The following is a 23,663-nucleotide window of genomic DNA, read 5'->3' on the forward strand; positions in this document are numbered from 1 at the left end:
TTTAGCGGTTTTGACTAATCAGCCTTGATCGGCGCGGCTTACGCCATCTCCATCAAGGTTCAGGGCAACAAAGTCCCAGTCAATGGCGTTATCGAGCAAAGCGGAAACATAATCAGGACGCGCGTTCTGATAGTCCAGATAATAAGCATGTTCCCAGACATCGAGCGTGAACAGCGGTTTCACACCGTGCGCGACGGGCGTGTCTGCGTCATGATAAGACGTGATTTTCAGCTCATCTCCATCGAGTACCAGCCAAGCCCAACCGCTAGCGAAATGGCCGGTCGCTTCATCCTTGAATTTCGATTTGAAATCATCGATCGAACCGAAGGTTTTTTCCAAGCGGTCCTTCAGATCGCCCGAAATCTCCTTTTTCTCCGGCGAGAGGCAGAGCCAGTAGAAGCTGTGGTTCCAGACCTGGGCCGCGTTGTTGAACAGGCCGCCATCGGCAACATCGATGATTTCCGAAAGCTTCTTGCCTTCATGATCGGTGCCCTTGATGGCGTCATTGGTCTTGGTGACATAGGCATTGTGGTGCTTGCCGTGATGATAGTTGAAGGTCTCTTCGGAGATCAGGTCTCCGAAAGCAGTTTTATCATAAGGAAGCGCGGGAAGTTCGAAAGCCATGTTGTCGTTTCTCCATTGTTTTGAGATCTGTTGTTCTAACGCATCAATAGCAAAAAAGATGCAAGGTCAATTATCGCTTTGGAGCAAGCGCGGCTAAAACCGCTCTTTCGCCGTCATATCCTGTATGCGCGCAGACAAGCTTGCCATTTTGCGATCACTCGGGACCGATAATGCCGAAGCGTTATGAGAATTTCAATGGCGGTCAAATCGGAAGAAATGGAAGCATAAAAGGCGCTGCCAGCCCCCTGCTTAGGAGCCGAGCAGATCATGCCGCTTTAGAGCGTGCCGCAACTGATCATATGTGAGGTTGAGCGCCTTGGCCGTGTGCCTCTGATTGTAGCGCGCCTTTGCCAGGGCCGCCTCCAATATGCGCTTTTCAAAAGCTTCCACCGCTGCTTTCATGTCGTCGACACCATCGAAGGACGGATCAGGCGTAGCAGTCCCGGTGTGGTCCTGCGAGACCTTCCCGGATTCGGGCGCCGTCGGTTCGGCTTCCGCTTTTGGCTTCTTTTCCCTGGGTTTCCAGGGCGATTCGAAGGGATCGAAGACGACATGGTCAACCGGCCTGCTGTGGTCATTCCACAGATATACGGCGCGCTCTACCACATTGCGCAATTCGCGAACATTACCCGGCCATTCATGCCGGTTGAGCGCTTCAGATGCCAGGCGGCCAAAACCGGGCCAGGACGGCCATTCCAGCTCCGCCGCCATGCGTCGACCAAAATAGTCCGTGAGGACCGGGATATCCCCTTCCCTCACGCGCAGTGGTGGCAAGGTTACAACTTCGAAGGACAGGCGGTCGAGCAAGTCGGCGCGAAACCGGTTATCTTCCGCCATTTTTGGCAGATCGGCATTGGTCGCAGCAACGATCCGGACATCGACGCGCTGCGGCCGGGACGAACCAATGCGGGTAATTTCACCATATTCGACGGCTCTCAAAAGGCGCTCCTGTGCACCGGACGATAATGTACCGAGCTCATCAAGGAACAAGGTTCCGCCATCGGCTTCTTCGAAGCGCCCTACCCGCGCCTTGGTTGCGCCGGTGAAAGCGCCCGCTTCATGACCGAATAGTTCTGCTTCAATGAGAGTTTCGGGCATTGCTGCACAATTAAGGGTAATAAACGGTCCATCCCACCGCATGCTGAGCCGGTGCAGGCGCTCCGCTATCAGTTCCTTGCCGGTGCCGCGCTCCCCCACGACCAGTACCGGGCGATCAAGCGGTGCCGCCCGGCTGGCTTTTTCCACCGCATCAAGGAAGGCTCCCGATTCGCCTACAAATTGACTTTCCCGTTTCATGACCAAGATATAGTGCAAATTCCCATTAAATGGCAATTAATACTATTCGCGGCAGGCCGGAAAAATTCGATATTTCTTGTTTTTCAATGGCTTAATGAAGTTGGCACGGCTTCTGCAATGTTGGTTTCATATACGAAACACACGAACTTCTGGAGGGCACCATGCCAGCACTGAACAAAATGACCCGCACCGATATTTCCGCGATCGTCTCGATCCTGCTCTTCGGTGTAACAATTTTGGTCAGCGCCGTGGGCCCGGCACAAGCCGAAAACACGACGGTGAACAGCCAGAACGATTCCCCCGCTGTCAGCTTTGTTACCATGGGTTACCGAGCATGACAGACAAAATGGCCGGGACCCCTTCTTTTCCCCTTGCCGAAGTCAGGTCCCGGCCACCTTTTGAAATTCAACAGGTTGATGTAGAACAGGACTGGAGCGACGGCTCGAACAAGTTCAAACACAATCACAGACCGAACCGGAGTATGTACATGGCAGGTATTTTTTCAAGAACGCGCGATATCATCGCCGCCAACGTTACCGACATGCTGGACAAGGCTGAAGACCCGTCGAAGATGATCCGCATGATCATCCTCGAAATGGAGGAAACCCTGGTTGAAGTCCGCGCCTCGGCCGCTCGCACCATTGCCGATCAGAAAGAGATGCGTCGGCATATCGACAAGCTCGATGATCTGACCGAGGACTGGAGCGAAAAGGCGCAACTGGCGCTGTCCAAGGATCGGGAAGATCTGGCCAAGGCCGCTTTGGTTGAAAAGCGCAAGGCCGCTGACATGGCGGATCAGCTGAAAGCGGAAATTCAGGTTCTTGATGACTCGCTGCGCGCCTCCGAAGGCGACATTGCGAAGCTGCAGAAGAAATTGCAGGAAGCGCGTTCGCGTCAAAGCAATCTGGTCAATCGCCTCGAGAGCGCCGAGAACCGGGTCAAGCTTCGCGAAATGTACAATGGCGAGAAAGTGCACGATGCCTTTTCCCGCTTTGAATATCTCGAACGGCAAGTCGATTTTGCCGAAGGCCGGGCCGATGCCCTGGGCATGGGCGGCGAACCCCAAAGTCTGGAAAGCCAGATCGCCGCGCTCGAATCCAACGACAAGGTCGACGAAGAACTGGAAGCCATGAAGGCGGCCATGAAGAAAGGTGACGCATAATGCAGGAAGAACTGATCATCATTCCCATCGTGATGGGTACGCTATTTATCGGTCTGCCATGGTTGATATTTCACTATGTCACCAAATGGAAAACCGCTGCAACGATCACCAACGAAGACGAAAATCTGCTCGAAGAGCTCCATCATATGGCCCGCCGCCTGGATGACCGGATGGAAACCATCGAACGGATCATGGCGGCAGACAATCCCGATTGGCGTCATTCCGCATTGCCAAAACCATCCACCGAATCCGCGCCAACGCTCGACAATTTCGACGAGCTGCTGAAAAAAGAAAGGCACCCATCATGAGCTCTTCCCGCACAAAATTCTATCTCGACAAGAGACGCGCCAAATGGAGTGGTGTCTGCGCCGGGATCGCCGATTATACCGGGATCAATGTGGCCTGGGTTCGACTGGCAGCGATTATCGCGACCGTTACCTTCGCCTTCCCGTGGACCCTGGTAGCCTATTGGGTTGCCGCCAAAATATCCGATCCCAAGCCCACCGGCATGTATCTGAACGATCCGGAAGACACGAAATTCTGGCAGGGCGTACGTCAGTCCCCGCGCCGCACAACACGGGATATCAAATCCCGGTTCCGGGAAATCGACCGTAAGCTGGCCGACATGGAACTCTACTACACGAGCAAGAATACCGCGCTGTCGAACGAGATCGAGAATCTGCGCTAAGCGTCTGAACAGGGAGAATGGAAATGGATTGGGGAAGCCCGCAATTTGTCCTGGCAATCATCGCCATCAGCTACGGAGCGTGGATCGTCAACAACTGGATCCGAGCCAAGCATGGCTACGAGCTGGAAGACGAATGGGGCGGAAAGTCCGGCAAAAACAGCCCGGATGAGCAACGCAAGATCGAACTGCTGTCGAACGAGAATGCCCAACTGGTCGGCAAGATCGACCGGTTGCAGGAACGGCTCCAGGTGCTCGAGCGGATTGCCACCGATCCGGCCAAACGCACCGCCGACGAAATTGAAGCCTTGCGGGAGCAGAACTGATGGATCCGGATAAAGTGATATTGCTTACCGAATTGGCCCCGATGCTGGCAGTTGGCTGTGTGGTCGTAACGATCGGCTGGGTCACGACCACCTGGATGCGGATCAAGAACGGCTATCCCCTGGAGAACCAGTGGGGCAAGTCGGTCTATCCCAAAACCGACCGCGAGGCGGTCGAGCGAGTGAAGTTGCTGACCAATGAAAATGCCGAACTGCGCGCCGAACTCGGGTCGGTCAAAGACCGGCTGGCCAATGTCGAACGGATTGTCACCGACGACAGCCACCGGCTGACCCAGGAAATCGAGCAATTGCGCGACAAGCGGGCGAACTAGAGTGAGGAAATGCGGAGCGCAATCGATGACATACGCGACGCCGCTGACAAAAAGGAACTGAACTGATGGGTTTTGAATTTGCACTTCTCATTCCACTCGCCCCCTTCGCAGTGGGAGCGCTGTGGATATGGACCCGGCACCAAGCCAAGATGGCTGAAAAATACGGCCATCTTCCCAAAGGTGTGGACGCGGATGCCGACCGGATGCGCGAAGAGATGAAATATCTGAAAGAGCGCGTTGCCGTGCTTGAGCAGATTACCACCGATGGTCACAGCACCAAGCAGCTGAAAAACGAGATCGAAAAGCTGCGGGATCGCTGACCGGATTGATTGAGGGAGATTTACTATGGGTTGGCCTGAAGCTGTCGTTGCCATCATCATCATCGTAACAATCGGACGCGTGATGCGGTCCAAATATCGCGCCGAGCACGGCATTCTTGAGGACAACCGGGGCAACGCCATCGGATCCCAGGCCCGCAACGAGCCGCAGACCGAACGTCTGCAGGAAGAAGTGAAATATCTCAAAGAGCGCGTGGCGGTGCTTGAAAAAATCGCCACCGATGACCGCGGATCCCGCGATCTGCAAAACGAGATCGAGAAATTACGCGACCGCTAATCCGGTCCGGAAAGTAGAAGGACAAGCATGATGCAAGAACCTGCTTTTTATATGATTACCGCCGCCTTTTCGCTAATCGGCCTGACGGTTGTGGCGCTGGTTACGCTGCGTGGCTGGCGGGACTGGATCGCTCTGAAAGCCCGGGAACTGGAGCAGCGGCGCGAGGATAATCCGCCCACCGCAACATCGCGGATCGAAGTCGCGGATCTGAAAGAACGGATCCGTAAATTGGAAGCAATCGCGGCGGGGGTTGAACTGTAAGCAACCCGACCCGAATTCCGTTCGCGTCGAGCGAAGTCGAGACACGCGAGAGCCTGTCGACTGCGCTCGAGGCGAACGGTGAAAATGGGTGACGTTGCCACTCTCCCCTGCTAACCGCCCTTCCCATGAGCAAAATTGACGATTTAATCGAAGAATATGAGTTTCTCGAGGCCGATGATCGCTACCGGCTGCTGATTGATCTGGGCAAGCAACTCGACCCGATGCCGGATGCCCTGAAGACCGATGCCACGCTGGTGCGCGGCTGCTCCGCTTCTGTCTGGGTCTATCCCACGCAACTGGACGACGGCCGCCTGCATTTTCTCGCCGACAGCAACGCCGCAATTACAAAGGGGATTATCGCCCTGGTGCTGGAAACTGTTCAGGATCAGGCCGCTGAGCAGATCAAAAATACGGATATTGCTGCCGTACTGGAGCCGTTTGATCTGAAAAATCAGCTGAGTTCAAACCGGACCCAGGGCATTCCCAATATGATTGCGCTGATTCAGGACACCGCAACGCGGCTGGATGAAGCCTAGACCGGCTTCCAGACGCGCCGCTCTTCGGCTATCCGCAGCACATCATAGGCCGCCTGGGCCGCCTGAAATTTCTTGGCCGCTTCCTCATCGCCGGGATTGACGTCCGGATGATATTCCTTGGCCATTAACCGCCAAGCCTTTTTCACGGTCTCGAATTCGACATCGGGGGTGAGATCGAAAATCTCCAGCGCGGTCATTTCGTCGCGCGAACGGCTGCCGTCTCCGGAACCCATCCAGCTATAATGGGCCGCTTCCTGATAGGCGTTGGCATCACGTTGCTCGTCGGCTTCGCGCTTCTTGCGCTCTTCCTTGTCGAGCCCTTCGAAATAATCCCAGCCACGGTTATATTCCGCAGCGTGTGTCTGGCAGAAATACCAGCGTTCGGGGCTGTTGGGGGATTTGGGCGCAGGGCAATTGCCCGCTTCATCGCAACCGTGGCGGTCGCAAATCTTCACTTGCTGGGTTTCTCGTGAACTTTCGTAGCTTCCCCATCTTGGGAAACCCCAGTTATCTGATCGTTTTGCTCTTGGCATAGTCCCTATTCTATCAGAGGATTCCAGCGAGTTCTACCGCTAAGATAATACCAGAGGGTCTGTAAGCCGGGTTCTGTCCATTCGCCGAAACGAAATAGCCAGCCATTCATCTAGGCCATGCATTGCTGCGTGGCTCCAGCAACCAACCCGGGCTGCAGGCCGAAAAAGCCATATGCCGCCCCTATTTGGTTTTGCTCCAGGTGGGGTTTACCGTGCCAGACCTGTTGCCAGGCCCGCGGTGCGCTCTTACCGCACCCTTTCATTATCACGTGGCCGAAGCCGTCGCGACCTGCTTTCTGTTGCACTGTCCCTAGGGTTGCCCCCGCCGGCCATTAACCGGCACCTTTTAATCGTGGAGCCCGGACTTTCCTCGACATAAATGCCGCGGCTGGCCGACCCTCTGGTGGAGCCTATTTAGTGATCCCGCGCTCTCTGTCCAACATTAAAGACAAAAGCAGCGAGCGGCATTCGCCGTCGATCACCCCGTCGACCGTTTTTGGGCGAAAGCGCCGCTGAAAAGCGACAACCGCTGCGGTCTGGTCGGAGATATCATAGCCGAAGCGTTCCAGGGCCAGCATGAAGCCGCCGTCGGTCCACGGCGGATCACCCAATTTGAGCGGCGGTTTCTTCAGCGCAATGCCGTGGCGGGCCAGTCGCTCCCAATCGAACAGTTCGCCGGGATCCTGCTTGCGCGCCGGAGCGAGGTCGCTGTGCCCGATGACATTGGTCGGGGTGATATTGTGGCGCTGGACGATCTCATGGGCGAGCCGGGTCACTGCATCCATCTGCTCTTCCGGGAACGGGACATAGCCCCATTCATGCCCCGGATTGACAATTTCGATGCCGATACTCGCGCTGTTCACGTCCGTGATACCGCGCCAATAGCCGCGACCGGCATGCCAGGCCCGCTTGCTTTCGTCTACCATCTGGACGACCTGACCATCCTCGGTCACCACATAATGCGCTGACACCTTGGCTTCGGGATTGGCGAGCCAGTTTATCGCCGACGCCGCGTCCTTCATCCCGGTGTAATGCATCACCAGAATCGTGATCGGCAGGCTGCGTTCGTCAAAATTGGGCGACGGCGTCCATATCACATCCATCCAAGGCTTCCTTATCCTGCTCAGGCGGTGACGATAGCACCCAAAAGCAATTCTGTCGTCGATGGCGGGGAAATCCGCAAATCGCCACCATTTTTCAGCGCCAAATCCCGGGTCATCCAGCCCGCAGCGGTTCTCGCGCTGAGATCGGCAGGGTCAATCGTGCCGTCAAGCGCCGTCCGGATACCGTCGTCCAGTGAGACCTTGGTGCCTTCGGCCCGGATCACCACTTCGATACCTAGGTCGCCCTGCTCCGCACCGACATCGAGCCTGCCGCCTCTGACCAGCGTTTCCTTTGCAATCAGCGCGAGATTGAGCAGAATCTTGATCGCCTTTTTCGGCAATGCCTCGGCCTGCACCGCCCAGCCCAGCGTGATCTTGCCCGAATCGCCGAGAAGCGATTCAATCAGCTGCCGAGCCTCTGCGGGATCGATATCATCGCCAAAACCACCAGCGGCACCAAAGGCTAGCCGAAAATATTTCAGCTTGTCAGCCGACACTCTGGCGCTGTCTGCTAGCAGATCCATACACCGATCGCGCATCACCGGGTCGGTTTCGCCTTCGAGCAGTTCGAGTCCGTTATTGAGCGCGCCGACGGGACTCAGCAGATCATGGCAAATTTTGGAACAAAGCAGAGATGCCAGGTCAACTTCACTATTCGACATATATACGAGCCCTTAACTATGATTCCGGTTCGGCGGCTGTTTGGCCTTTTGCACCAAAGCAATCAAGCGGGATCGCGCTGAAACGACCATAAATGTCGCCGTCTTCAGTGGCCTGCCATGCGGCGGCCTTTTGTCCGTTCACAATCAGCCACAGGCGCTCATCCGGCGCTGCGCTGGCCGCGTCTGTCGTCGATGGCTCCACGGTGCCGTCCGGATGCGAATGATAATAGCCCAGGATGGGTTCGCCCCCGTTGCGCTGTTCCCGTTCCGCAGCAATCAACGTCCGGGGATCGATCTCGAAATGGAGGACCGGATCGGCCGCGACATTTTTTGCGGCACGGCGGGCGCTCACGCGGCCGTTCTGTCCAAATAATATTCCGCATATTTCCTCGGGCGCTGCAGCCACGGCCAATTGCTGAAGATCGTCCAACATCACGCTTGATATAAGGAGTGGCATGGCCCACATCTACGCGATGAATGCGGGGCAATCCACCATATCCGGAATCTTGCCGGAATCCGAGAAAAAGCAGCGCCTGGATGCCGCGCTAACAGAAGCGGTAGACGGGCTGTCGCGCGAGCGCGTCAAGTCCCTGATATCCGAAGGAAACCTGCTGATTGACGGCGCGACATTCACGGATCCGTCGGCGAAGAAATTGAGCGGTAAGTCCTTTGAGCTGACCATTCCGGAACCGATTGCCGGCCCTGCCCTGGCGCAGGATATTCCGCTCGATGTCGTGTTCGAAGACTCGCATCTGATCGTCATCAACAAGCCGGCGGGGCTGGTCGTGCATCCGGCTGCCGGGCATGCCGATGGCACGCTGGTCAATGCCCTGCTGCATCACTGCAGAGGTCAGTTGTCGGGTATCGGAGGGGTGACCAGACCGGGGATTGTCCACCGGATCGACAAGGATACGTCCGGTTTGATGGTCGCAGCCAAAACCGACGCCGCGCACCAGGGGTTGAGCGCTCTGTTTGCAAAGCATGATATCGAACGGCGCTATATGGCAATCGTCAACGGCCGCCCCAATCCGGCCTCTGCTACGATCGAGGGCAGTATTGGCAGAAGCAATGTGAATCGCAAGAAGATGGCGGTGGTGGGCGATGACCGGGGCAAGCCGGCCATGACCCACTATACGGTCAAGGAAATGCTCGACGGGGCTGCTCTGGTCGAGTGCACGCTGGAAACGGGCCGAACCCACCAGGTGCGCGTCCATATGACGCATATCGGCCATAGCCTGATCGGGGATCCGCTTTATGGCACCCGTCGAAAATCAATGCTTTCCCGGCGAAAAGATATTCAATTTGGACGGCAGGCGCTGCATGCTGCTAGTCTTGGATTTGTTCACCCCATAACGGACGAAAAATTGACGTTTTCTATCGATTTTCCCGACGATATGCAGGAACTATTCATGAAGTTGCGGGTATAAGGATCAGACCTTATATAAGCTTTGACCAATGGGTGCTTAATGAGGCCCGGCGGCACAACATACAAAGGAACGAAAATGGCTAATGGTAGCAATGTTCCGGCAAAAATCCCTGCCTTAGGGGGGGACGCGAGCCTGAACCGGTATCTTTCGGAAGTTCGGAAATTTCCGTTATTGACTCCTGAACAAGAATATATGCTGGCGAAACGCTATTCTGAACATAAGGATCAGGAAGCGGCTGCCCAGCTTGTCACCTCGCATCTGCGGCTCGTTGCCAAGATCGCGATGGGCTTTCGGGGCTATGGCCTGCCGGTGTCCGACCTGATTTCCGAAGGCAATGTCGGCCTGATGCAGGGCGTTAAGAAATTTGAACCCGATCGCGGTTTCCGCCTCGCGACCTACGCTATGTGGTGGATCCGTGCGTCGATCCAGGAATATGTGCTGCGCAGCTGGAGCCTCGTCAAGATGGGGACAACCGCAGCGCAGAAGAAGCTGTTCTTCAACCTGCGCCGGATGAAGAACAACCTCGACGCATTCGAAGATGGCGATCTGTCGCCGGAAGACGTGCAGAAAATCTCCACCGATCTCGGTGTGGCTGAGCATGAGGTGGTCAATATGAACCGCCGCATGTCGATGGGCGGCGATGCGTCGCTGAACGTCTCGCTGTCATCCGAAGACGGCGACAGTGGTCAATGGCAGGACATTTTGGAAGACGACGGCCCGCTGCACGACGAAGCAATTGCCGCTTCGCAGGAAGCCGATTTCCGGCATGAAATGCTGTCCGAGGCAATGGGCTCGCTGAACGAACGCGAGCAGCATATTCTCGCCGAGCGCCGCCTGTCGGAAGATCCCAAGACGCTGGAAGACCTGAGCAAGGTCTATGACGTCAGCCGCGAGCGCATCAGGCAGATCGAAGTGCGCGCGTTTGAAAAGCTGCAAAAAGCGATGCTGCGCATTGCCGGCGAAAAGCAACTGCTCGCCGCTAACTAGCAAATCAGACCTGGTCTGAAATCAATCGCTCAGCGCCCCGAAACAGGATTTGTTTTCGGGGCGCTTTGCATTAAGATTGCCTAGATGCGGGCGATCAAATTTCTTCTGAAACTGGCGGTCTATTTTCTGCTGATCACGGTCGCGTGGGTCGGACTTTACGCGGTTGTCCCGCCACCAGTCACCGCAACCATGATTCTCGACGAGAATGGGATTACCAAGGACTGGACCGGTTTCAGCGATATTTCTCCCAATATGGTGCGGGCGGTTATTGCCGCCGAAGACGGCAAATTCTGCAGCCATAACGGTTTTGACACCGAGGCGATCCAGAAGGCGATCGAGCGCAACGCACAGGGCGGAAGGCTTCGTGGTGCCTCGACGATTTCCCAGCAGGTCGCGAAAAACGCCTTTCTCTGGCAGGACGGCGGTTTTTTCCGCAAGGGCCTGGAGGCTTATTTCACCTTTCTGATCGAGACGATCTGGAGCAAGAAACGGATCATGGAGGTCTATCTGAACATCGCGGAGACCGGCATCGGCACCTATGGCGTGCAGGCCGGTGCACAGCGCTATTTCAAAAAGGACGCGAAGGATCTGACGACGATCGAGGCCGCGCGCATCGCCGCAGCCCTGCCCTCACCGAAAACCCGGGCAGTCAATGGCGCCAGCGGCTTTACCCGGCGCTATGGCAATACGATTGCCGCGCGGATCAATGTGGTGCGGAACGAGAAGCTGGATAGCTGTATCTATAAGTGACGGCGTGCCCGCGCAGGCGGGAACGGACACGGCAGAATCGCAAGGGGCAAAACGTCCCTCGCTTTATATCGGAATTTCAGGAGATGGGCCCCGGCCTTCGCCGGGGCACGGCGGCGCTAGGCCGCGTCTTCTTTCTCGGCCTTGGCGCTTTTGGCGATGACCTTGACCGGTTCCTTGGTGCCAGCGATCACATCCTTGTCGATGACGATCTCATCCACGCCCTCAAAATCGGGCAGGTCGAACATCGTGTCGAGCAGGATGTTTTCAACGATGGAGCGCAGGCCGCGGGCACCGGTTTTGCGTTCGATCGCTTTCTGAGCGACGGCTACCAATGCGTCATCGGTGAAGGTCAATCCGACATCTTCCAGCTCGAACAGCTTGCGATATTGTTTCACCAGCGCGTTTTTCGGTTCCTGAAGGATCGTCACGAGCGCATCGATGTCGAGATCTTCCAGCGTCGCGATTACCGGCAGACGACCGACAAATTCCGGGATCAGGCCGAATTTCAGCAGATCTTCCGGTTCGCCCTGGGCCAACAGTTCGCCGACACGGCGCTCTTCGGGAGCGGCGACATGGGCGCCGAAACCGATGGATTTTCCTTCGAGACGGTCACCAATGATCTTTTCCAGACCAGCGAAGGCACCGCCGCAGATGAACAGGATATTGGTGGTATCGACCTGCAGAAATTCCTGCTGCGGATGCTTGCGGCCACCCTGTGGAGGAACGCTGGCGGTCGTGCCTTCCATCAGCTTGAGCAGCGCCTGCTGCACGCCTTCGCCCGAGACATCGCGGGTGATCGATGGATTCTCGGCCTTGCGGCTGATCTTGTCGATTTCGTCGATATAGACGATGCCGCGCTGCGCCTTCTCGACATTATAGTCGGAAGACTGGAGCAATTTCAGAATGATATTTTCGACGTCCTCGCCGACATAGCCGGCTTCGGTCAGCGTGGTCGCGTCGGCCATGGTGAACGGCACATCGAAGGTTTTTGCCAGCGTTTGTGCCAGCAAGGTCTTGCCGCAGCCGGTCGGACCGACCAGCAAAATGTTCGATTTGGCCAGCTCGATATCGCCGGCTTTGGCAGCATGATTGAGCCGCTTGTAGTGATTGTGCACGGCAACCGACAGAACCCGCTTTGCGCGGCTTTGACCGATTACATAATCGTTCAGCACATCGCAGATTTCCTGCGGCGTCGGCACTTCACCTTCTTTGCGACCGGTCGCAGTCCCCTTGGTTTCCTCGCGGATGATGTCGTTGCACAGCTCAACACACTCATCGCAAATGAACACCGTGGGTCCGGCAATCAGCTTGCGGACTTCATGTTGGGATTTACCGCAGAAAGAGCAATATAACGTGCTCTTCGAATCAGATCCCGTCAATTTCGTCATAAAAAGTCCTTTAAAACGGTCGTTTTTGTAATCTAACCGTCAAATTCCAAAATGCCACCGCTTTTTTCAGCGCTTTTCCAGCGGATAACGATGTGTATCAAATGCGGCTTAAATTTTATTTAGGGTGGCGCTAACCGCTTATTTAGAGTCTTCGACCGGTACCGGACGCTTGTTGTAGACTTCGTCAACGATGCCAAAGGCTTTCGCTTCGTCCGCTTCCAGAAACGTGTCGCGGTCCATGGCTTTTTCAATCTCTTCCACCGGTTTACCGGTATATTGAGCGTAGAGTTCGTTCATTCTGGACCGTATGCGCAGAATTTCCTTTGCCTGAATCTCGATATCCGAAGCCATGCCCTGCGCACCGCCCGATGGCTGATGGACCATGATCCGCGCATTGGTCGTCGCCATGCGCATGCCCGGTTCACCCGCAGCCAGCAGAAAACTGCCCATCGAAGCGGCCTGGCCGACGCATACGGTTCCGACCCGAGGGCGAATATATTGCATGGTATCATGAATCGCCATGCCGGCTGTCACGACACCGCCGGGGGAATTGATATAGAGATAGATATCTTTCTTGGGATTTTCCGATTCCAGGAAAAGCAGCTGCGCGGTGATAATCGAGGCCATGCCGTCTTCAATCGGCCCAGTCACGAAAACGATTCGTTCCCGCAAAAGCCGCGAGAAAATATCGAAACTGCGCTCGCCCCGGTTCGACTGTTCGACAACCATCGGGATTAGAGCGTCTGTGATCGGATCATGCATGTTGTAAGTCGTCCTGTTGTTAGCTGCCATTGAGCGTGTCTTTAGCGTCGGCACTACATCGGGATTATAGCGGAATTGTTCAAGGGCTTTAACGATGTTGGTGACATTCATTGCCTTTGAGAAAAAATAGCCGGGCTACACGAGGATCATTGCGCACCATCCCGCCCGTCCCTACATGTTGTCCAAGGCAATGCTGATCATTCTGTGATCGGTGCTATTTAAAATTCCATTAGCGGAGTCCAGAATGACAACCAACAACAGCCCAATCTCGCCCACCTATAATGAGGAAGACGACGGAGAGAACAAGTCCGGTGGCCTGCCTGGCGCCATGATGACGAAGTTTCTCGAAGCCCGTACGATCATGATATTTGGCGGCATTGACCAGAAGCTGGCGGAGCGGGTGTCAACCCAGCTTCTTTATCTGGACCACGTCAACCATGACCCCATTCGGATCTTTCTGAATTCGCCCGGCGGTCACGTCGAATCAGGCGATACGATCCATGATCTTGTGCGTTATATCAGTTCGCCAGTCGCGATGATCGGCACCGGCTGGGTCGCAAGCGCCGGCACGCATATTTTTCTCGGCGTTCCGAAAGAACGGCGTTTCTGCCTGCCCAATACGAGATTCCTGATTCATCAACCATCCGGCGGTGCTGGCGGCAAGGCCTCCGATATTGCCATTCAGGCGCAGGAAATCGTGAAAATGCGCGAACGGCTGGCGCGGATCATTGCGGATGAAACCGGACAGGATGTCGAACGGGTCCGCAAGGATATTGATCGCGACTACTGGATGAGCACGGAAGAAGCCAAGGAATATGGCATTCTTGGAACGGTCATCAACAAGGCGAGCGAAGTCACGATCTGATCCCCGCCAAAGCGGCAAGTCGCGAACAGAAACTGGCAAAGATCAGCGCATAAAAAAGCCGGACAGGTACACCCTGCCCGGCTTTTTTGCATTCAGACCAAATCTATTATTTCTTGGCCGGTGCCTTCTTGGCAGCCGGCTTTTTAGCAGCTGGCTTCTTGGCAGGTGCCTTTTTCGCCGGTGCTTTTTCATCAGCAGCCTTGGCGGGTGCTTTTTTCGCTGGCGCCTTCTTGGCCGGTGCCTTTTCTTCTTCAGCCGTGTCCGATGCCTTTTTGGCGGCCGGTTTTTTAGCAGCCGGCTTTTTCGCGGCCGCTTTCTTGGCTGGCGCCTTTTTCTTGGCGGCTGGCTTGGCTTCCGCTTCGTCTTCTGCCTCGATCGCTGCTTCCAGCTCTTCGCGGGTTACTTTGCGATCGGTGATTTCAGCTTTGTCGAACAGGAAGTCGACGACCTTGTCTTCATACATTGGCGCACGAAGCTGGGCTGCAGCCATCTGATCCTGCTGGATATACTGGATGAACCGTTCACGGTCTTCCGGACGATATTGCTGGGCGGCCTGTTGCATCAGCATCGACATTTCCTGCTGGCTGACTTCCACACCATTGGCCTGGCCGATTTCCGACAGCAGCAATCCGAGACGAACGCGGCGAACCGCGATGTCGCGATATTCGTCCTTCTCGTCTTCCATTTCCTTGCGCGCGGCTTCGGTGTCTTCTTCCTGCTCCGCTTCCTGCTCGAGTTGCTGCCAGATCTGGCTGAACTCGGCTTCGACCATGCCAGGCGGCACTTCGAAATCATGGTTGGCGGCGAGCTGATCGAGCAGCTTGCGCTTCATATGGGTGCGGGTCAGGCCGTTCAGCTCCTGCTCGATCTGCCCCTTGAGCAGTTCGGTCAGCTGATCAATGCCTTCGAGACCCATGGATTTCGCCATTTCGTCGTCGGCCTTGGCTTCCTTCGGCTTCTGGACTTCGCCGATGACGACATCGAAGGTAGCGTCCTTGCCCTTGAGGTCCTCGACATTATAGTCATCGGGGAAGGTCACCTTGACGAGCACTTCGTCATTGGCTTTCTTGCCGATCAGCTGGTCTTCGAAACCCGGGATCAAACGGCCCGAGCCGAGCTCGATCGCCATGCCTTCGCCCTTGCCGCCATCAAACGGCACGCCGTCTACCTTGCCTTCGAAATCGATCAGAACCTGATCACCCTCTTTGGCTTTGTAGGATTTGGCAGCGGTTTCAAACTGCTTCTGGCTTTCAGCGAACTTCTGCAGCGCTTCGTCGACGGTCTTCTTGTCGGCTTCAACCTGCAGACGCTCCAGCTTCAGACCTTCAACATCCGGTGTCGGAACATCCGGCAGGACTTCGAGGTCCAACTTGACGATCGCGTCTTTGCCGGGCTCATAGCCTTCTTCCAAGTTGACATTGGGTTGCATCGCCGGACGGAGCTTGTTGTCCGCCATGGTCTTTTCGATGCTTTCCTGAACCGTGCTGTTCAGCGCATCCTGCATCAGGGCATCATTGTGCATCTTGCGCACAAGATTGGCCGGAACCTTGCCTTTGCGGAAGCCGGGCATGTTCACCTGAGGTGCCATTCTCTTCACTTCGGCTTCAACGCGCGACTCGATATCGTCCGCGGTAATCTTGATTTCATAGGCCCGTTTCAGACCTTCGTTCAGCGTTTCAACAATCTGCATGACTATCCTTTGATGCCTTCATATTCCGTGTGATTTCGATAAATATTGCAACTAAACTTGGTGCGGGCGAAGGGACTCGAACCCCCACACCCTAAGATACCAGAACCTAAATCTGGCGCGTCTACCAATTCCGCCACGCCCGCCCAGCTAAGTCGTCAAAATACCATCGAAGTACGATTGACCCGCGCGCCTAGCGTAAAGGCGCGTTGAGGGCAAGTGGGCTTTACGATGGATTTACCCGAGACTTTTCTTAAGCAGTTCATTGACGACCTGCGGGTTGGCCTTGCCCTGCATCGCTTTCATTGTCTGGCCGACGAAAAAGCCGAACAATTTGTCTTTACCATCGCGGTACTGGGCGACCTTGTCTTCGTTTGCGGCCATCACCTCGGCGATCACCTTCTCGATCGCGCCGGTGTCGGATTCCTGCTTGAGGCCCTGCTCCTCGACGATTTTCTTCGCGCCATCACCGGTTTCGAGCATGATCTCGAACACCTGCTTGGCGATTTTGCCGGAAATCGTGCCGTCGGCGACGAGACCGAGAAGCTCTGCGGCCTGTGCCGGCGAGACCGGGCTATCCTGAATATCAAGGCCCATGCGATTGAGCGCGCCAAACAGCTCCGATGTCACCCAGTTGGCCGCGCTGCTGGCGATTTTTTCGGGTTCGTCGGTGGTGTCGAGCAGTTCTTCAAACCACAGGGCTGTTTCATGCTCTGCGGTCAGAACGGCCGCATTATAGGCGCTGAGACCCAGGACATTCTTGTAGCGGGCGCGCTTTTCGTCCGGCAGTTCCGGCAGGCTTGCCTTGCAGTCGAAGATGAAATCATCTTCCAGTTCCAGCGGCAGCAGGTCGGGATCGGGGAAATAGCGATAGTCGTGCGCGTCTTCCTTGGAGCGCATCGAACGGGTTTCGTTGCGGTCGGGGTCGAACAGGCGGGTTTCCTGCACGACGGTGCCGCCGTCCTCGATCAGGTCGACCTGACGCTGCGCCTCATATTCGATCACCGCCTGGATGAAGCGCATCGAGTTGACATTCTTGGTCTCGGTTCGGGTGCCGAGCTCGCCGCCGGGCTTGCGCACGCTTACATTGACGTCGGCGCGCATAGAGCCCTGCTCCATATTGCCGTCGCAGGAACCGACATAGCGCAGGATCGAACGCAGCTTGCGAACATAGGCCGCCGCTTCCTTGGGCGAAGTCATATCCGGCTTGGAGACGATTTCCATCAGGGCGACGCCGCAGCGGTTAAGGTCGACATAGGACATGGTCGGATGCTGGTCGTGCATCAGCTTGCCCGCGTCCTGCTCGATATGGATGCGCTCGACGCCGATGGCCTTGCCGTGCGCGTCCGGGTCTTTCTCGTCGAGCGAAATCTGGATCACGCCCTCACCGACAATCGGATGGTAGAGCTGCGAAATCTGGTAGCCCTGCGGCAGATCGGCGTAGAAATAATTCTTGCGGTCGAAGCGCGAATATTTGTTGATCTGGGCATTGATCGCGAGACCGGTCCGCACGGCCTGACGGACGCATTCGCCGTTGAGCGTCGGCAGCATGCCGGGCATCGCTGCGTCGACGAGACTCACCTGCGTGTTCGGTTCTGCACCAAATTCTGTGGAAGCCCCGGAAAAGAGCTTCGATTCGGAGGTGATCTGGGCGTGGACCTCAAGGCCGATCACGACCTCCCATTCGCCGGTTCCGCCCTGGATTCTATAATTCGAAGCACTTTTCTTTTCTGATTTCACTTCTACTGGAAAATCCGGTGAAGACATAAATCCCATTGTCGTTGGAGGACGGCTCATAATACTTTCCTTACCACCACTGCTCGGGTTTAGCGACGAAACCAGCGCGTTCTTCCAATGCCAGACCTGCGTTAAACACGCTCTGTTCGTCCAGCGCCTTGCCAATGATCTGCAGGCCGAGCGGCAATCCCTTGCCATCGAGGCCAGCAGGAACCGACATCGCGGGCAATCCGGCCAGCGAACTGGGCACGGTGAACACGTCATTGAGATACATGGCCAGCGGATCATCCGTTTTCTCGCCCAGGCCAAAGGCGGCGCTTGGTGCCGTCGGGGTCAGCAGCAGGTCGCAGCTGTTCCAGGCCTTGTCGAAATCCTGCGCAATCAGGGTCCGGACCTTCTGCGCCTGGGTATAATAGGCGTCATAATAGCCGGCGGAGAGCACATAGGTGCCGATCATGATCCGGCGCTTCACTTCCGGTCCGAAGCCGGCTTCGCGGGTGGCGGCATACATGTCCTGCAGCCCTGCCCCGTCCGGCAGATCGCGCAAGCCATAGCGCACGCCATCATAGCGCGAGAGGTTGGACGATGCTTCGGCGGGCGCGATGATATAATAGGCGGGCAGCGCATATTTGGTGTGCGGCAGCGAGACATCAACGATGGTCGCCCCGGCATCCTTGAGCATTTCAATGCCCTTCTGCCACAGCGCATCAATTTCCGCTGGCATGTTCTCGACGCGATATTCCTGGGGAATGCCGATTTTCTTGCCTGCGAGATTGCTGTTGAGCGCCGCTTCCCAGTCGGGGACGGGAAGATTGAGCGAGGTCGAATCCTTGGCGTCGAAACCGGCCATGGACTCGAGCATGATCGCGCAATCGCGGACATCATGCGCCATTGGTCCGGCCTGGTCGAGCGAACTGGCAAAGGCAATCGTGCCCCAGCGCGAGCAGCGACCATAGGTGGGCTTGAAGCCGGTGATGCCGGTGAAGGCGGCGGGCTGGCGGATCGAGCCACCGGTGTCGGTGCCGGTTGCAGCGGGAACAATCCGTCCCGATACAACCGCCGCGCTACCGCCCGAGGAACCGCCAGGGGTCAGGTCGGTGTTGCCGCCGTCGTTGCGCCGCCAGGGCGAGACCACATTACCAAAGGCGCTGGTCTCGTTGGACGATCCCATGGCGAACTGGTCCAGATTGAGCTTGCCCAGCATCCCGGCGCCGGCCCGAAACAGGTTGGCGGACACGGTCGATTCATATTGCGGAACGAATCCCTCCAAGATGCCGCTGGCCGCTGTCGTGGCTATGCCCTGCGTGCAGAAAAGATCCTTCATGCCGATGGGAACACCCGCCATTTTGCCAAGCGTTTCGCCGGCGGCCTTTGCCTTGTCGGCGGCGTCGGCGGCCGCGAGGGCATGGTCCGGTGTTTCAACCAGGAAAGCATTGAGCGGCTTAGCCGCACTGACGCGGGCGATAAACGTCTCTGCCACTTCTTTGGCCGTAAAATAGCCGTCGGCGATTCCACTGCGAATCCCGGCGATACCCAGTTCAGATATTTCGGTCATAGCGATAGCTCCGTTGGTGCTGAGCGTGTCGAGGCATTGGTTGGTGTCGCCGTGCCCGTCGACAGGCTCAGGGCGAACGGGGTTTTGGTCGGACGGGTCATTATTCGATCACCTTCGGAACCGCGAAAAAACCATGTTCGGCAACCGGCGCATTGGCGAGTATCTTGTCGCGAATTTCGCCGTCGGTGACGACATCGTCGCGCAGCCGCAGCTTGTTCGGGATCACTGCCGTCATCGGCTCTACCTTGGAGCAATCCACTTCGCCGAGTTGCTCGACCCAGCCCAATATCTGGTTGAGTTCGGGCACAAAGGCGTCTGCCTCGGCGTCGGTGATGGCGATCCTCGAGAGGCTGGCGATCTTTTTGACGGTTTCCTTATCGATTGACATGACTCATTCTTTTCAGGTTCATCTTTTTTCGGGTATTTCGGAATTTATTTGTGTACCGAGCGCCGCTAGCACTGGCGCGGAGCGGCTTCAAGCGTATTGAGGCGGCAGCATAATGGTTGGAGTATATTTTGGCCCGTAAGTTTCTCTATTTTGTCGCGTGCATGGTAATTTTGGTGCTCGCGGGCGCCTTTATTTATCAGGTCTACGGCGATGAGCTGATGGAAGTGGCGTTTGTGCCGGACAGCGAATTTACGGCGCAGGAAGCTCTCGAGTCCAATGTCTATGCTGATCCGTCCATGTGGCTGGCCCGCCCCGGCATGATTGAGGACAACCCTGCCCTGTGGCTGCCGAAAGATATTGCCGAGGCTGACGTCACCCTGCCGGACGACAAGAAAGCAGCCGTCTTTTTTGTTCACCCGACTTCCTTTTTGAAAAAAGATCAGTGGAATGCGCCGCTGGACGACAAGGAATCGCAGACGCGAGCGCGGATTTTTCTGCGCGGCCAGGCCAGCGCGTTCAATACGGTCGGCGATGTCTGGGCCCCCCGCTATCGCCAGGCGACACTCGGAGCCTTTCTCACCGACAAGCCGGAAGGCCAGCAAGCACTGGATGCCGCCTATCAGGATGTTCTGACCGCATTTGACTATTTTGTTTCCGAAATTCCAAGTGACCAGCCAATCATATTGGCCGGGCACAGTCAGGGCAGCCTGCATCTGACCAATTTGCTCAAGGACCGCGTGGCTGGCACCCCGCTAGCCAACCGCATTGTCGCGGCCTATGTCGTCGGCTGGCCGGTTTCGGTCGAAACCGATGTCCCGGAAATGGGACTCGGCATTTGCGAAACTCCTGACCAGTCGAACTGCCTTTTGAGCTGGGAAAGCTTTGCAGAACCCGCCGATTATGGCCGGATCATCGAAGTCTATGACCGGACGATCGGCTTCAACGGCGAGCCACGCAAGGGCAGCAAGCTGCTCTGCTCCAACCCGATCAATGGTGACGTGGATTCGGCGGCACAGGCCTCCGATAATCTGGGAACGCTCAAGCCAAATGCAGATCTGAGCGATGCAACGCTTGTGGTGGGTAGCATTCCCGCGCGATGTGATGAACGGGGGTTTCTGCTGATCGGTGACCCACCCGACATGGGTCCCTATGCCCTGCCCGGCAACAACTATCATGTCTATGACTACAGCCTGTTCTGGACCAATATTCGAGCAGACGTAAAACGGAGGATGCAGGCATTTCTGGCGGGTTGATCAGCGCCGATGTGCGGGCCTTCGCCCATGCGCTGCCGGACGGTGGTCGCTTGCTGGGCCTCGATATAGGCACCAAAACCGTCGGCATGGCATTATGCGATTCCCACTGGACCTTCGCGACGGCTGCCGAGACGATCGAGCGGCGCAAGTTTTCAAAGGATCTGGAGCGGATCAAAACGGTGATTGCCGACCAGCATATTGTAGGGATCGTGGCCGGGCTGCCGCTCAATCTGGATGGCAGCCAGAGCCCGCAGACGCAGGCGGCCCGCTCGTTCGCGCAGAATTTGAAACCTCTGGGTCTACCAATATTGCTGTGGGACGAACGATGGAGCACGCAAGCGGTCACCCGCGATCTGATCGCGTCGGATGTCAGCCGGAAAAAACGCGCCAAGGTGGTCGATAAAATGGCCGCTGCCTATATTTTGCAAGGCGCGATCGACAGGCTTGCCGCGCTGCCATGATGGCTCTATAGCTCCCGCTTTAATGACATCGCAGCAAACAGGTTCACCGCATCAGTTTCCCACCGGATCGGATGCTTTCCCTCACCGTCATCTATTGGGCATCGCCGGGCTACAGCCCTGGGAGATCCTGTTCCTGTTGGAAGAGGCCAAGCAGTGGGTCGATCTCAACAAGAAATCCAGCAAACATGCGGACAAGCTGGATGGCCTGACGGTGATCAATGCGTTCTTCGAAAACAGCACCAGAACGCTGCTGTCGTTTGAAATTGCCGGGAAACGGATGGGTGCGGATGTCGTCAATATGCACGCCGCCCAATCGAGCATCAAGAAAGGCGAAACGCTGATCGATACCGCGGTGACTCTCAATGCGATGAAGGCGGATGCGATTGTTATCCGCCATGGCAGTTCCGGGGCGGTACAACTGATTGCCGACAAGGTCGACTGCCCGGTACTCAATGCCGGAGACGGCAGCCATGAACATCCGACGCAAGCGCTTCTGGATGCGTTGACGATCCAGCGCCGCAAGGGCGAAATCAGTGGCCTGACGGTAACCATCTGCGGCGATGTGATGCACAGCCGGGTGGCACGGTCCAATATCTATTGCCTGACAACGCTTGGCGCAAAAGTGAGAGTCTGCGGACCACCCTCGCTGCTGCCGGCCGCGCTCGACCGGTTCAATGTCGAGCTGTTCACCAATTTTGACGAGGCTTTGGAAGGCAGCGATGTGGTGATGATGCTCCGGCTGCAGAATGAGCGGATGAACGGTGATTACATTCCCAGCCCGCGGGAATATCACTATCTCTATGGTTTGACCCGGGAGCGCCTGGAACGCGCGAAACCGGACGCGCTGGTGATGCATCCCGGTCCGATGAATCGCGGTGTGGAGATTGACAGCGATGTCGCCGATGATCCGACGCGCTCGGCGATAACTGAGCAGGTCGAGATGGGAGTCGCGGTCCGAATGGCGTGCCTTGACATATTGACCCGCAAGTCTCGTGGTGTGGAGGGCTGGGCATGACCAAGATATTCACCAATGCCCGGCTGATTTTGCCGGACAGCGAGCAGCCAGAAGATGGCCGTTTGATCGTCGATGGCGATCGCATTGCCGCCGCCGGAGCGCTGACAGACGATCAGTCCGGCGAGGAAGTCGACTGCAAGGGCAGGATATTGGCGCCGGGTATCGTCGATCTGGGCGTTTTCGCGATCGACAAACCGGCCTTTCACTTTGGCGGGATCACGCGTGCCGCCTTGATGCCCGACCAGTCGCCGGTGCTCGACCTGCCAGCGATGATCAAACATAATGCGGTTGAAGGCAAACCGGACCTCTGGTCGCATCCGATCGCGGCTGCCACTACCGGCCTTGAAGGCAAGCGTCTTGCCGAAATCGGTCTGATGAAAAGATCCGGGGCGAAAGCGGTTGCAACCGGTAGGCAATGGGTCGCGGACAGCGGGATTATGATGCGGCTGCTGCAATATTGCAAGTCGCTGGAATTACCGCTGATTGTGCACAGCGAAGACGCGGGGCTGACCGCAGGGGCCGTGGCAACGAACAGCGAAACGGCAACCCGGCTCGGGCTTTCCAGCGCCCCGGCCGCGGCTGAAGCCGTTTCCATAGCCCGCGACATCGCTCTGGTGCGGGAAACCGGCGCTCATGTGCATTTTCGTCAGGTCACGACCGAAGCCGGGCTGGACCTTGTTCGTGCAGCGAAATCCGAAGGGCTGCCGATTAGCTGCGGGATCACCCCTGCCCATCTTCTGTTATCCGATATCGCGATCAATGATTTCCGGACATTCACACGGCTTTCCCCTCCCCTGCGCTGCGAAGAAGACCGTTTGGCCTGTATCGGTGCAGTGAAAGACGGGACGATCGACGTGATCTCGTCCGGGCATGATCCACGTGGCCCGGAAGACAAACGCCTGCCATATGCAGAGGCATTGCCGGGCATGGCGGGCGCTGAAACACTGCTGGCGCTGTCGCTGACTCTGGTGCGCGACGGTACGGTTTCAATCGGCCGCCTGTTCGAGCTTCTGTCCACCAACCCTGCCAAGATACTAGGGGTGGAGGCCGGCCTGCTACGACCGGGATATGAGGCTGACTTCATCCTGCTTGACGAGGATAGCCCGTGGCAGGTCGATACCCGCAAAATGGCCGCTACCGCTGGCAATACGCCGTTTGACGGGCTGCCGGTTCAAGGGCGGGTGACCGCCATATATAAAGGCGGCAGAGCTTATTAGCACGCCGCCTTTATCAGTTTCGTGTGTCGCCCGATCAGG

Annotated in this window: 30 protein-coding genes, 1 tRNA gene and 1 other RNA gene; 18 read left to right on the forward strand and 14 right to left on the reverse strand. The window is 56.7% G+C overall.

Annotation, left to right across the window (positions count from 1 at the left end):
* Positions 1-18 precede the first annotated feature (18 nt).
* Entirely contained in the window at positions 19-624 is a 606-nt protein-coding gene (locus ACN0WW_RS09610) for a superoxide dismutase (RefSeq protein ID WP_417611846.1), read from the reverse strand.
* 249 nt (positions 625-873) lie between these two features.
* On the reverse strand, positions 874-1,920 hold the full coding sequence (pspF, locus tag ACN0WW_RS09615) for a phage shock protein operon transcriptional activator (RefSeq protein WP_417611848.1): 1,047 nt from the start codon (positions 1,918-1,920) through the stop codon (positions 874-876).
* Positions 1,921-2,081: 161 nt separating this feature from the next.
* Between pspF and ACN0WW_RS09620 the strand changes: the two genes are divergently transcribed.
* The 10 genes from ACN0WW_RS09620 to ACN0WW_RS09665 all read left to right on the forward strand — a co-directional run bounded on the left by ACN0WW_RS09620 (position 2,082) and on the right by ACN0WW_RS09665 (position 5,834).
* Positions 2,082-2,258, forward strand: coding sequence for a hypothetical protein (locus ACN0WW_RS09620; RefSeq protein WP_417611850.1), 177 nt, complete (start codon positions 2,082-2,084; stop codon positions 2,256-2,258).
* Between the two features lie 149 nt (positions 2,259-2,407).
* Positions 2,408-3,082, forward strand: a complete 675-nt coding sequence (pspA, locus tag ACN0WW_RS09625) for a phage shock protein PspA (RefSeq protein WP_417611852.1) — start codon at positions 2,408-2,410, stop codon at positions 3,080-3,082.
* Positions 3,082-3,390 (forward strand): envelope stress response membrane protein PspB, encoded by a 309-nt coding sequence (pspB, locus tag ACN0WW_RS09630; RefSeq protein WP_417611854.1) that lies wholly within the window; start codon positions 3,082-3,084, stop codon positions 3,388-3,390. The genes pspA and pspB overlap by 1 nt, the downstream gene beginning before the upstream one ends.
* Positions 3,387-3,770: an envelope stress response membrane protein PspC gene (gene pspC / locus ACN0WW_RS09635; RefSeq protein WP_417611856.1), complete on the forward strand. Its 384-nt coding sequence runs from the start codon at positions 3,387-3,389 to the stop codon at positions 3,768-3,770. The genes pspB and pspC overlap by 4 nt, the downstream gene beginning before the upstream one ends.
* Before the next feature lie 23 nt (positions 3,771-3,793).
* The gene (locus ACN0WW_RS09640) at positions 3,794-4,093 is read left to right on the forward strand and encodes a hypothetical protein (RefSeq protein WP_417611858.1); all 300 of its coding nucleotides are present in this window, start codon (positions 3,794-3,796) and stop codon (positions 4,091-4,093) included.
* Entirely contained in the window at positions 4,093-4,422 is a 330-nt protein-coding gene (locus ACN0WW_RS09645) for a hypothetical protein (RefSeq protein WP_417611860.1), read from the forward strand. Before ACN0WW_RS09640 ends, ACN0WW_RS09645 begins: the two co-directional genes overlap by 1 nt.
* Positions 4,423-4,487: 65 nt before the next feature.
* A complete protein-coding gene (locus ACN0WW_RS09650; RefSeq protein WP_417611862.1) occupies positions 4,488-4,742 on the forward strand; it encodes a hypothetical protein in 255 nt (84 codons plus the stop codon).
* 25 nt (positions 4,743-4,767) lie between these two features.
* A complete protein-coding gene (locus tag ACN0WW_RS09655; protein WP_417611864.1) occupies positions 4,768-5,037 on the forward strand; it encodes a hypothetical protein in 270 nt (89 codons plus the stop codon).
* A gap of 30 nt (positions 5,038-5,067) precedes the next feature.
* Positions 5,068-5,298, forward strand: coding sequence for a hypothetical protein (locus tag ACN0WW_RS09660; RefSeq protein WP_417612133.1), 231 nt, complete (start codon positions 5,068-5,070; stop codon positions 5,296-5,298).
* Positions 5,299-5,423: 125 nt separating this feature from the next.
* The gene (locus ACN0WW_RS09665) at positions 5,424-5,834 is read left to right on the forward strand and encodes a SufE family protein (RefSeq protein WP_417611866.1); all 411 of its coding nucleotides are present in this window, start codon (positions 5,424-5,426) and stop codon (positions 5,832-5,834) included.
* Here ACN0WW_RS09665 and ACN0WW_RS09670 read toward each other — a convergent pair.
* From ACN0WW_RS09670 to ACN0WW_RS09690, 5 genes are all read right to left on the reverse strand, one after another.
* Positions 5,831-6,367 carry a DnaJ domain-containing protein gene (locus ACN0WW_RS09670; protein ID WP_417611868.1) on the reverse strand — a complete coding sequence of 179 codons (537 nt, stop codon included), beginning with the start codon at positions 6,365-6,367 and terminating at the stop codon, positions 5,831-5,833. The genes ACN0WW_RS09665 and ACN0WW_RS09670 overlap by 4 nt on opposite strands.
* Positions 6,368-6,413: 46 nt before the next feature.
* Positions 6,414-6,771: RNase P RNA component class A (gene rnpB / locus ACN0WW_RS09675), an RNA gene on the reverse strand.
* 6 nt (positions 6,772-6,777) lie between these two features.
* Positions 6,778-7,470, reverse strand: coding sequence for an N-acetylmuramoyl-L-alanine amidase (locus tag ACN0WW_RS09680; protein WP_417611870.1), 693 nt, complete (start codon positions 7,468-7,470; stop codon positions 6,778-6,780).
* Positions 7,471-7,490: 20 nt separating this feature from the next.
* On the reverse strand, positions 7,491-8,132 hold the full coding sequence (locus ACN0WW_RS09685; RefSeq protein ID WP_417611872.1) for a histidine phosphotransferase family protein: 642 nt from the start codon (positions 8,130-8,132) through the stop codon (positions 7,491-7,493).
* A gap of 16 nt (positions 8,133-8,148) precedes the next feature.
* A complete protein-coding gene (locus ACN0WW_RS09690; protein ID WP_417611874.1) occupies positions 8,149-8,598 on the reverse strand; it encodes a Mov34/MPN/PAD-1 family protein in 450 nt (149 codons plus the stop codon).
* A gap of 7 nt (positions 8,599-8,605) precedes the next feature.
* Here ACN0WW_RS09690 and ACN0WW_RS09695 point away from each other — a divergent pair, with 7 nt between their 5' ends.
* The 3 genes from ACN0WW_RS09695 to mtgA all read left to right on the forward strand — a co-directional run bounded on the left by ACN0WW_RS09695 (position 8,606) and on the right by mtgA (position 11,296).
* On the forward strand, positions 8,606-9,559 hold the full coding sequence (locus ACN0WW_RS09695) for an RluA family pseudouridine synthase (protein ID WP_417612135.1): 954 nt from the start codon (positions 8,606-8,608) through the stop codon (positions 9,557-9,559).
* 75 nt (positions 9,560-9,634) lie between these two features.
* Positions 9,635-10,546 carry an RNA polymerase sigma factor RpoH gene (gene rpoH / locus ACN0WW_RS09700; RefSeq protein ID WP_417611876.1) on the forward strand — a complete coding sequence of 304 codons (912 nt, stop codon included), beginning with the start codon at positions 9,635-9,637 and terminating at the stop codon, positions 10,544-10,546.
* Between the two features lie 84 nt (positions 10,547-10,630).
* A complete protein-coding gene (mtgA, locus tag ACN0WW_RS09705) occupies positions 10,631-11,296 on the forward strand; it encodes a monofunctional biosynthetic peptidoglycan transglycosylase (RefSeq protein ID WP_417611878.1) in 666 nt (221 codons plus the stop codon).
* A 116-nt stretch (positions 11,297-11,412) separates the two neighbouring features.
* On the opposite strand, the gene clpX is transcribed toward mtgA, so the two are convergent.
* Together clpX and ACN0WW_RS09715 are read right to left on the reverse strand one after the other, a co-directional pair.
* A complete protein-coding gene (gene clpX / locus ACN0WW_RS09710) occupies positions 11,413-12,684 on the reverse strand; it encodes an ATP-dependent Clp protease ATP-binding subunit ClpX (RefSeq protein WP_417611880.1) in 1,272 nt (423 codons plus the stop codon).
* A 138-nt stretch (positions 12,685-12,822) separates the two neighbouring features.
* Complete coding sequence (locus ACN0WW_RS09715) at positions 12,823-13,446, reverse strand: ATP-dependent Clp protease proteolytic subunit (protein ID WP_417612137.1); 624 nt, start codon at positions 13,444-13,446, stop codon at positions 12,823-12,825.
* Positions 13,447-13,690: 244 nt separating this feature from the next.
* Here ACN0WW_RS09715 and ACN0WW_RS09720 point away from each other — a divergent pair, with 244 nt between their 5' ends.
* Positions 13,691-14,311 (forward strand): ATP-dependent Clp protease proteolytic subunit, encoded by a 621-nt coding sequence (locus ACN0WW_RS09720; RefSeq protein WP_417611882.1) that lies wholly within the window; start codon positions 13,691-13,693, stop codon positions 14,309-14,311.
* Between the two features lie 106 nt (positions 14,312-14,417).
* Here ACN0WW_RS09720 and tig read toward each other — a convergent pair whose 3' ends face one another.
* The 5 genes from tig to gatC all read right to left on the reverse strand — a co-directional run bounded on the left by tig (position 14,418) and on the right by gatC (position 19,678).
* Positions 14,418-16,001 carry a trigger factor gene (gene tig / locus ACN0WW_RS09725; RefSeq protein WP_417611884.1) on the reverse strand — a complete coding sequence of 528 codons (1,584 nt, stop codon included), beginning with the start codon at positions 15,999-16,001 and terminating at the stop codon, positions 14,418-14,420.
* Positions 16,002-16,059: 58 nt separating this feature from the next.
* Positions 16,060-16,144, reverse strand: a tRNA-Leu gene (locus ACN0WW_RS09730).
* 91 nt (positions 16,145-16,235) lie between these two features.
* A complete protein-coding gene (gatB, locus tag ACN0WW_RS09735; protein ID WP_417612139.1) occupies positions 16,236-17,765 on the reverse strand; it encodes an Asp-tRNA(Asn)/Glu-tRNA(Gln) amidotransferase subunit GatB in 1,530 nt (509 codons plus the stop codon).
* 40 nt (positions 17,766-17,805) lie between these two features.
* Positions 17,806-19,290: an Asp-tRNA(Asn)/Glu-tRNA(Gln) amidotransferase subunit GatA gene (gatA, locus tag ACN0WW_RS09740; RefSeq protein WP_417611886.1), complete on the reverse strand. Its 1,485-nt coding sequence runs from the start codon at positions 19,288-19,290 to the stop codon at positions 17,806-17,808.
* Between the two features lie 100 nt (positions 19,291-19,390).
* A complete protein-coding gene (gatC, locus tag ACN0WW_RS09745) occupies positions 19,391-19,678 on the reverse strand; it encodes an Asp-tRNA(Asn)/Glu-tRNA(Gln) amidotransferase subunit GatC (protein WP_417611888.1) in 288 nt (95 codons plus the stop codon).
* Between the two features lie 128 nt (positions 19,679-19,806).
* Here gatC and ACN0WW_RS09750 point away from each other — a divergent pair, with 128 nt between their 5' ends.
* Genes ACN0WW_RS09750 through ACN0WW_RS09765 form a run of 4 tightly spaced genes read left to right on the forward strand, consistent with a single transcriptional unit; the run spans position 19,807 to position 23,624 of the window.
* Complete coding sequence (locus ACN0WW_RS09750; RefSeq protein ID WP_417611890.1) at positions 19,807-20,931, forward strand: DUF3089 domain-containing protein; 1,125 nt, start codon at positions 19,807-19,809, stop codon at positions 20,929-20,931.
* Positions 20,928-21,392, forward strand: a complete 465-nt coding sequence (gene ruvX / locus ACN0WW_RS09755; RefSeq protein WP_417611892.1) for a Holliday junction resolvase RuvX — start codon at positions 20,928-20,930, stop codon at positions 21,390-21,392. Before ACN0WW_RS09750 ends, ruvX begins: the two co-directional genes overlap by 4 nt.
* Before the next feature lie 22 nt (positions 21,393-21,414).
* Positions 21,415-22,407 carry an aspartate carbamoyltransferase catalytic subunit gene (locus tag ACN0WW_RS09760; RefSeq protein WP_417611894.1) on the forward strand — a complete coding sequence of 331 codons (993 nt, stop codon included), beginning with the start codon at positions 21,415-21,417 and terminating at the stop codon, positions 22,405-22,407.
* Positions 22,404-23,624, forward strand: coding sequence for a dihydroorotase (locus tag ACN0WW_RS09765; protein WP_417611896.1), 1,221 nt, complete (start codon positions 22,404-22,406; stop codon positions 23,622-23,624). Before ACN0WW_RS09760 ends, ACN0WW_RS09765 begins: the two co-directional genes overlap by 4 nt.
* The last annotated feature ends 39 nt before the right edge of the window (positions 23,625-23,663 follow it).

This window comes from Parasphingorhabdus sp., from assembly GCF_048269865.1.
Lineage (GTDB): Bacteria > Pseudomonadota > Alphaproteobacteria > Sphingomonadales > Sphingomonadaceae > Parasphingorhabdus.

Excerpts from the sequence above, each read along its gene's own strand:
- ACN0WW_RS09665 (WP_417611866.1), top strand. The coding sequence starts at position 5,424 with ATGAGCAAAATTGACGATTTAATCGAAGAATATGAGTTTCTCGAGGCC.
- ACN0WW_RS09645 (WP_417611860.1), top strand. The coding sequence starts at position 4,093 with ATGGATCCGGATAAAGTGATATTGCTTACCGAATTGGCCCCGATGCTG.
- ACN0WW_RS09690 (WP_417611874.1), bottom strand. The coding sequence starts at position 8,598 with ATGTGGGCCATGCCACTCCTTATATCAAGCGTGATGTTGGACGATCTT.
- ACN0WW_RS09715 (WP_417612137.1), bottom strand. The coding sequence starts at position 13,446 with ATGCATGATCCGATCACAGACGCTCTAATCCCGATGGTTGTCGAACAG.
- gatA (WP_417611886.1), bottom strand. The coding sequence starts at position 19,290 with ATGACCGAAATATCTGAACTGGGTATCGCCGGGATTCGCAGTGGAATC.
- pspB (WP_417611854.1), top strand. The coding sequence starts at position 3,082 with ATGCAGGAAGAACTGATCATCATTCCCATCGTGATGGGTACGCTATTT.
- pspC (WP_417611856.1), top strand. The coding sequence starts at position 3,387 with ATGAGCTCTTCCCGCACAAAATTCTATCTCGACAAGAGACGCGCCAAA.
- ACN0WW_RS09640 (WP_417611858.1), top strand. The coding sequence starts at position 3,794 with ATGGATTGGGGAAGCCCGCAATTTGTCCTGGCAATCATCGCCATCAGC.
- pspA (WP_417611852.1), top strand. The coding sequence starts at position 2,408 with ATGGCAGGTATTTTTTCAAGAACGCGCGATATCATCGCCGCCAACGTT.
- gatC (WP_417611888.1), bottom strand. The coding sequence starts at position 19,678 with ATGTCAATCGATAAGGAAACCGTCAAAAAGATCGCCAGCCTCTCGAGG.
- ACN0WW_RS09610 (WP_417611846.1), bottom strand. The coding sequence starts at position 624 with ATGGCTTTCGAACTTCCCGCGCTTCCTTATGATAAAACTGCTTTCGGA.
- rpoH (WP_417611876.1), top strand. The coding sequence starts at position 9,635 with ATGGCTAATGGTAGCAATGTTCCGGCAAAAATCCCTGCCTTAGGGGGG.
- gatB (WP_417612139.1), bottom strand. The coding sequence starts at position 17,765 with ATGTCTTCACCGGATTTTCCAGTAGAAGTGAAATCAGAAAAGAAAAGT.
- pspF (WP_417611848.1), bottom strand. The coding sequence starts at position 1,920 with ATGAAACGGGAAAGTCAATTTGTAGGCGAATCGGGAGCCTTCCTTGAT.
- ACN0WW_RS09685 (WP_417611872.1), bottom strand. The coding sequence starts at position 8,132 with ATGTCGAATAGTGAAGTTGACCTGGCATCTCTGCTTTGTTCCAAAATT.
- tig (WP_417611884.1), bottom strand. The coding sequence starts at position 16,001 with ATGCAGATTGTTGAAACGCTGAACGAAGGTCTGAAACGGGCCTATGAA.
- ACN0WW_RS09655 (WP_417611864.1), top strand. The coding sequence starts at position 4,768 with ATGGGTTGGCCTGAAGCTGTCGTTGCCATCATCATCATCGTAACAATC.
- ACN0WW_RS09720 (WP_417611882.1), top strand. The coding sequence starts at position 13,691 with ATGACAACCAACAACAGCCCAATCTCGCCCACCTATAATGAGGAAGAC.
- ACN0WW_RS09680 (WP_417611870.1), bottom strand. The coding sequence starts at position 7,470 with ATGGATGTGATATGGACGCCGTCGCCCAATTTTGACGAACGCAGCCTG.
- ACN0WW_RS09760 (WP_417611894.1), top strand. The coding sequence starts at position 21,415 with ATGACATCGCAGCAAACAGGTTCACCGCATCAGTTTCCCACCGGATCG.
- mtgA (WP_417611878.1), top strand. The coding sequence starts at position 10,631 with ATGCGGGCGATCAAATTTCTTCTGAAACTGGCGGTCTATTTTCTGCTG.
- ACN0WW_RS09765 (WP_417611896.1), top strand. The coding sequence starts at position 22,404 with ATGACCAAGATATTCACCAATGCCCGGCTGATTTTGCCGGACAGCGAG.
- ACN0WW_RS09695 (WP_417612135.1), top strand. The coding sequence starts at position 8,606 with ATGAATGCGGGGCAATCCACCATATCCGGAATCTTGCCGGAATCCGAG.
- ACN0WW_RS09650 (WP_417611862.1), top strand. The coding sequence starts at position 4,488 with ATGGGTTTTGAATTTGCACTTCTCATTCCACTCGCCCCCTTCGCAGTG.
- ACN0WW_RS09620 (WP_417611850.1), top strand. The coding sequence starts at position 2,082 with ATGCCAGCACTGAACAAAATGACCCGCACCGATATTTCCGCGATCGTC.
- clpX (WP_417611880.1), bottom strand. The coding sequence starts at position 12,684 with ATGACGAAATTGACGGGATCTGATTCGAAGAGCACGTTATATTGCTCT.
- ACN0WW_RS09660 (WP_417612133.1), top strand. The coding sequence starts at position 5,068 with ATGCAAGAACCTGCTTTTTATATGATTACCGCCGCCTTTTCGCTAATC.
- ACN0WW_RS09670 (WP_417611868.1), bottom strand. The coding sequence starts at position 6,367 with ATGCCAAGAGCAAAACGATCAGATAACTGGGGTTTCCCAAGATGGGGA.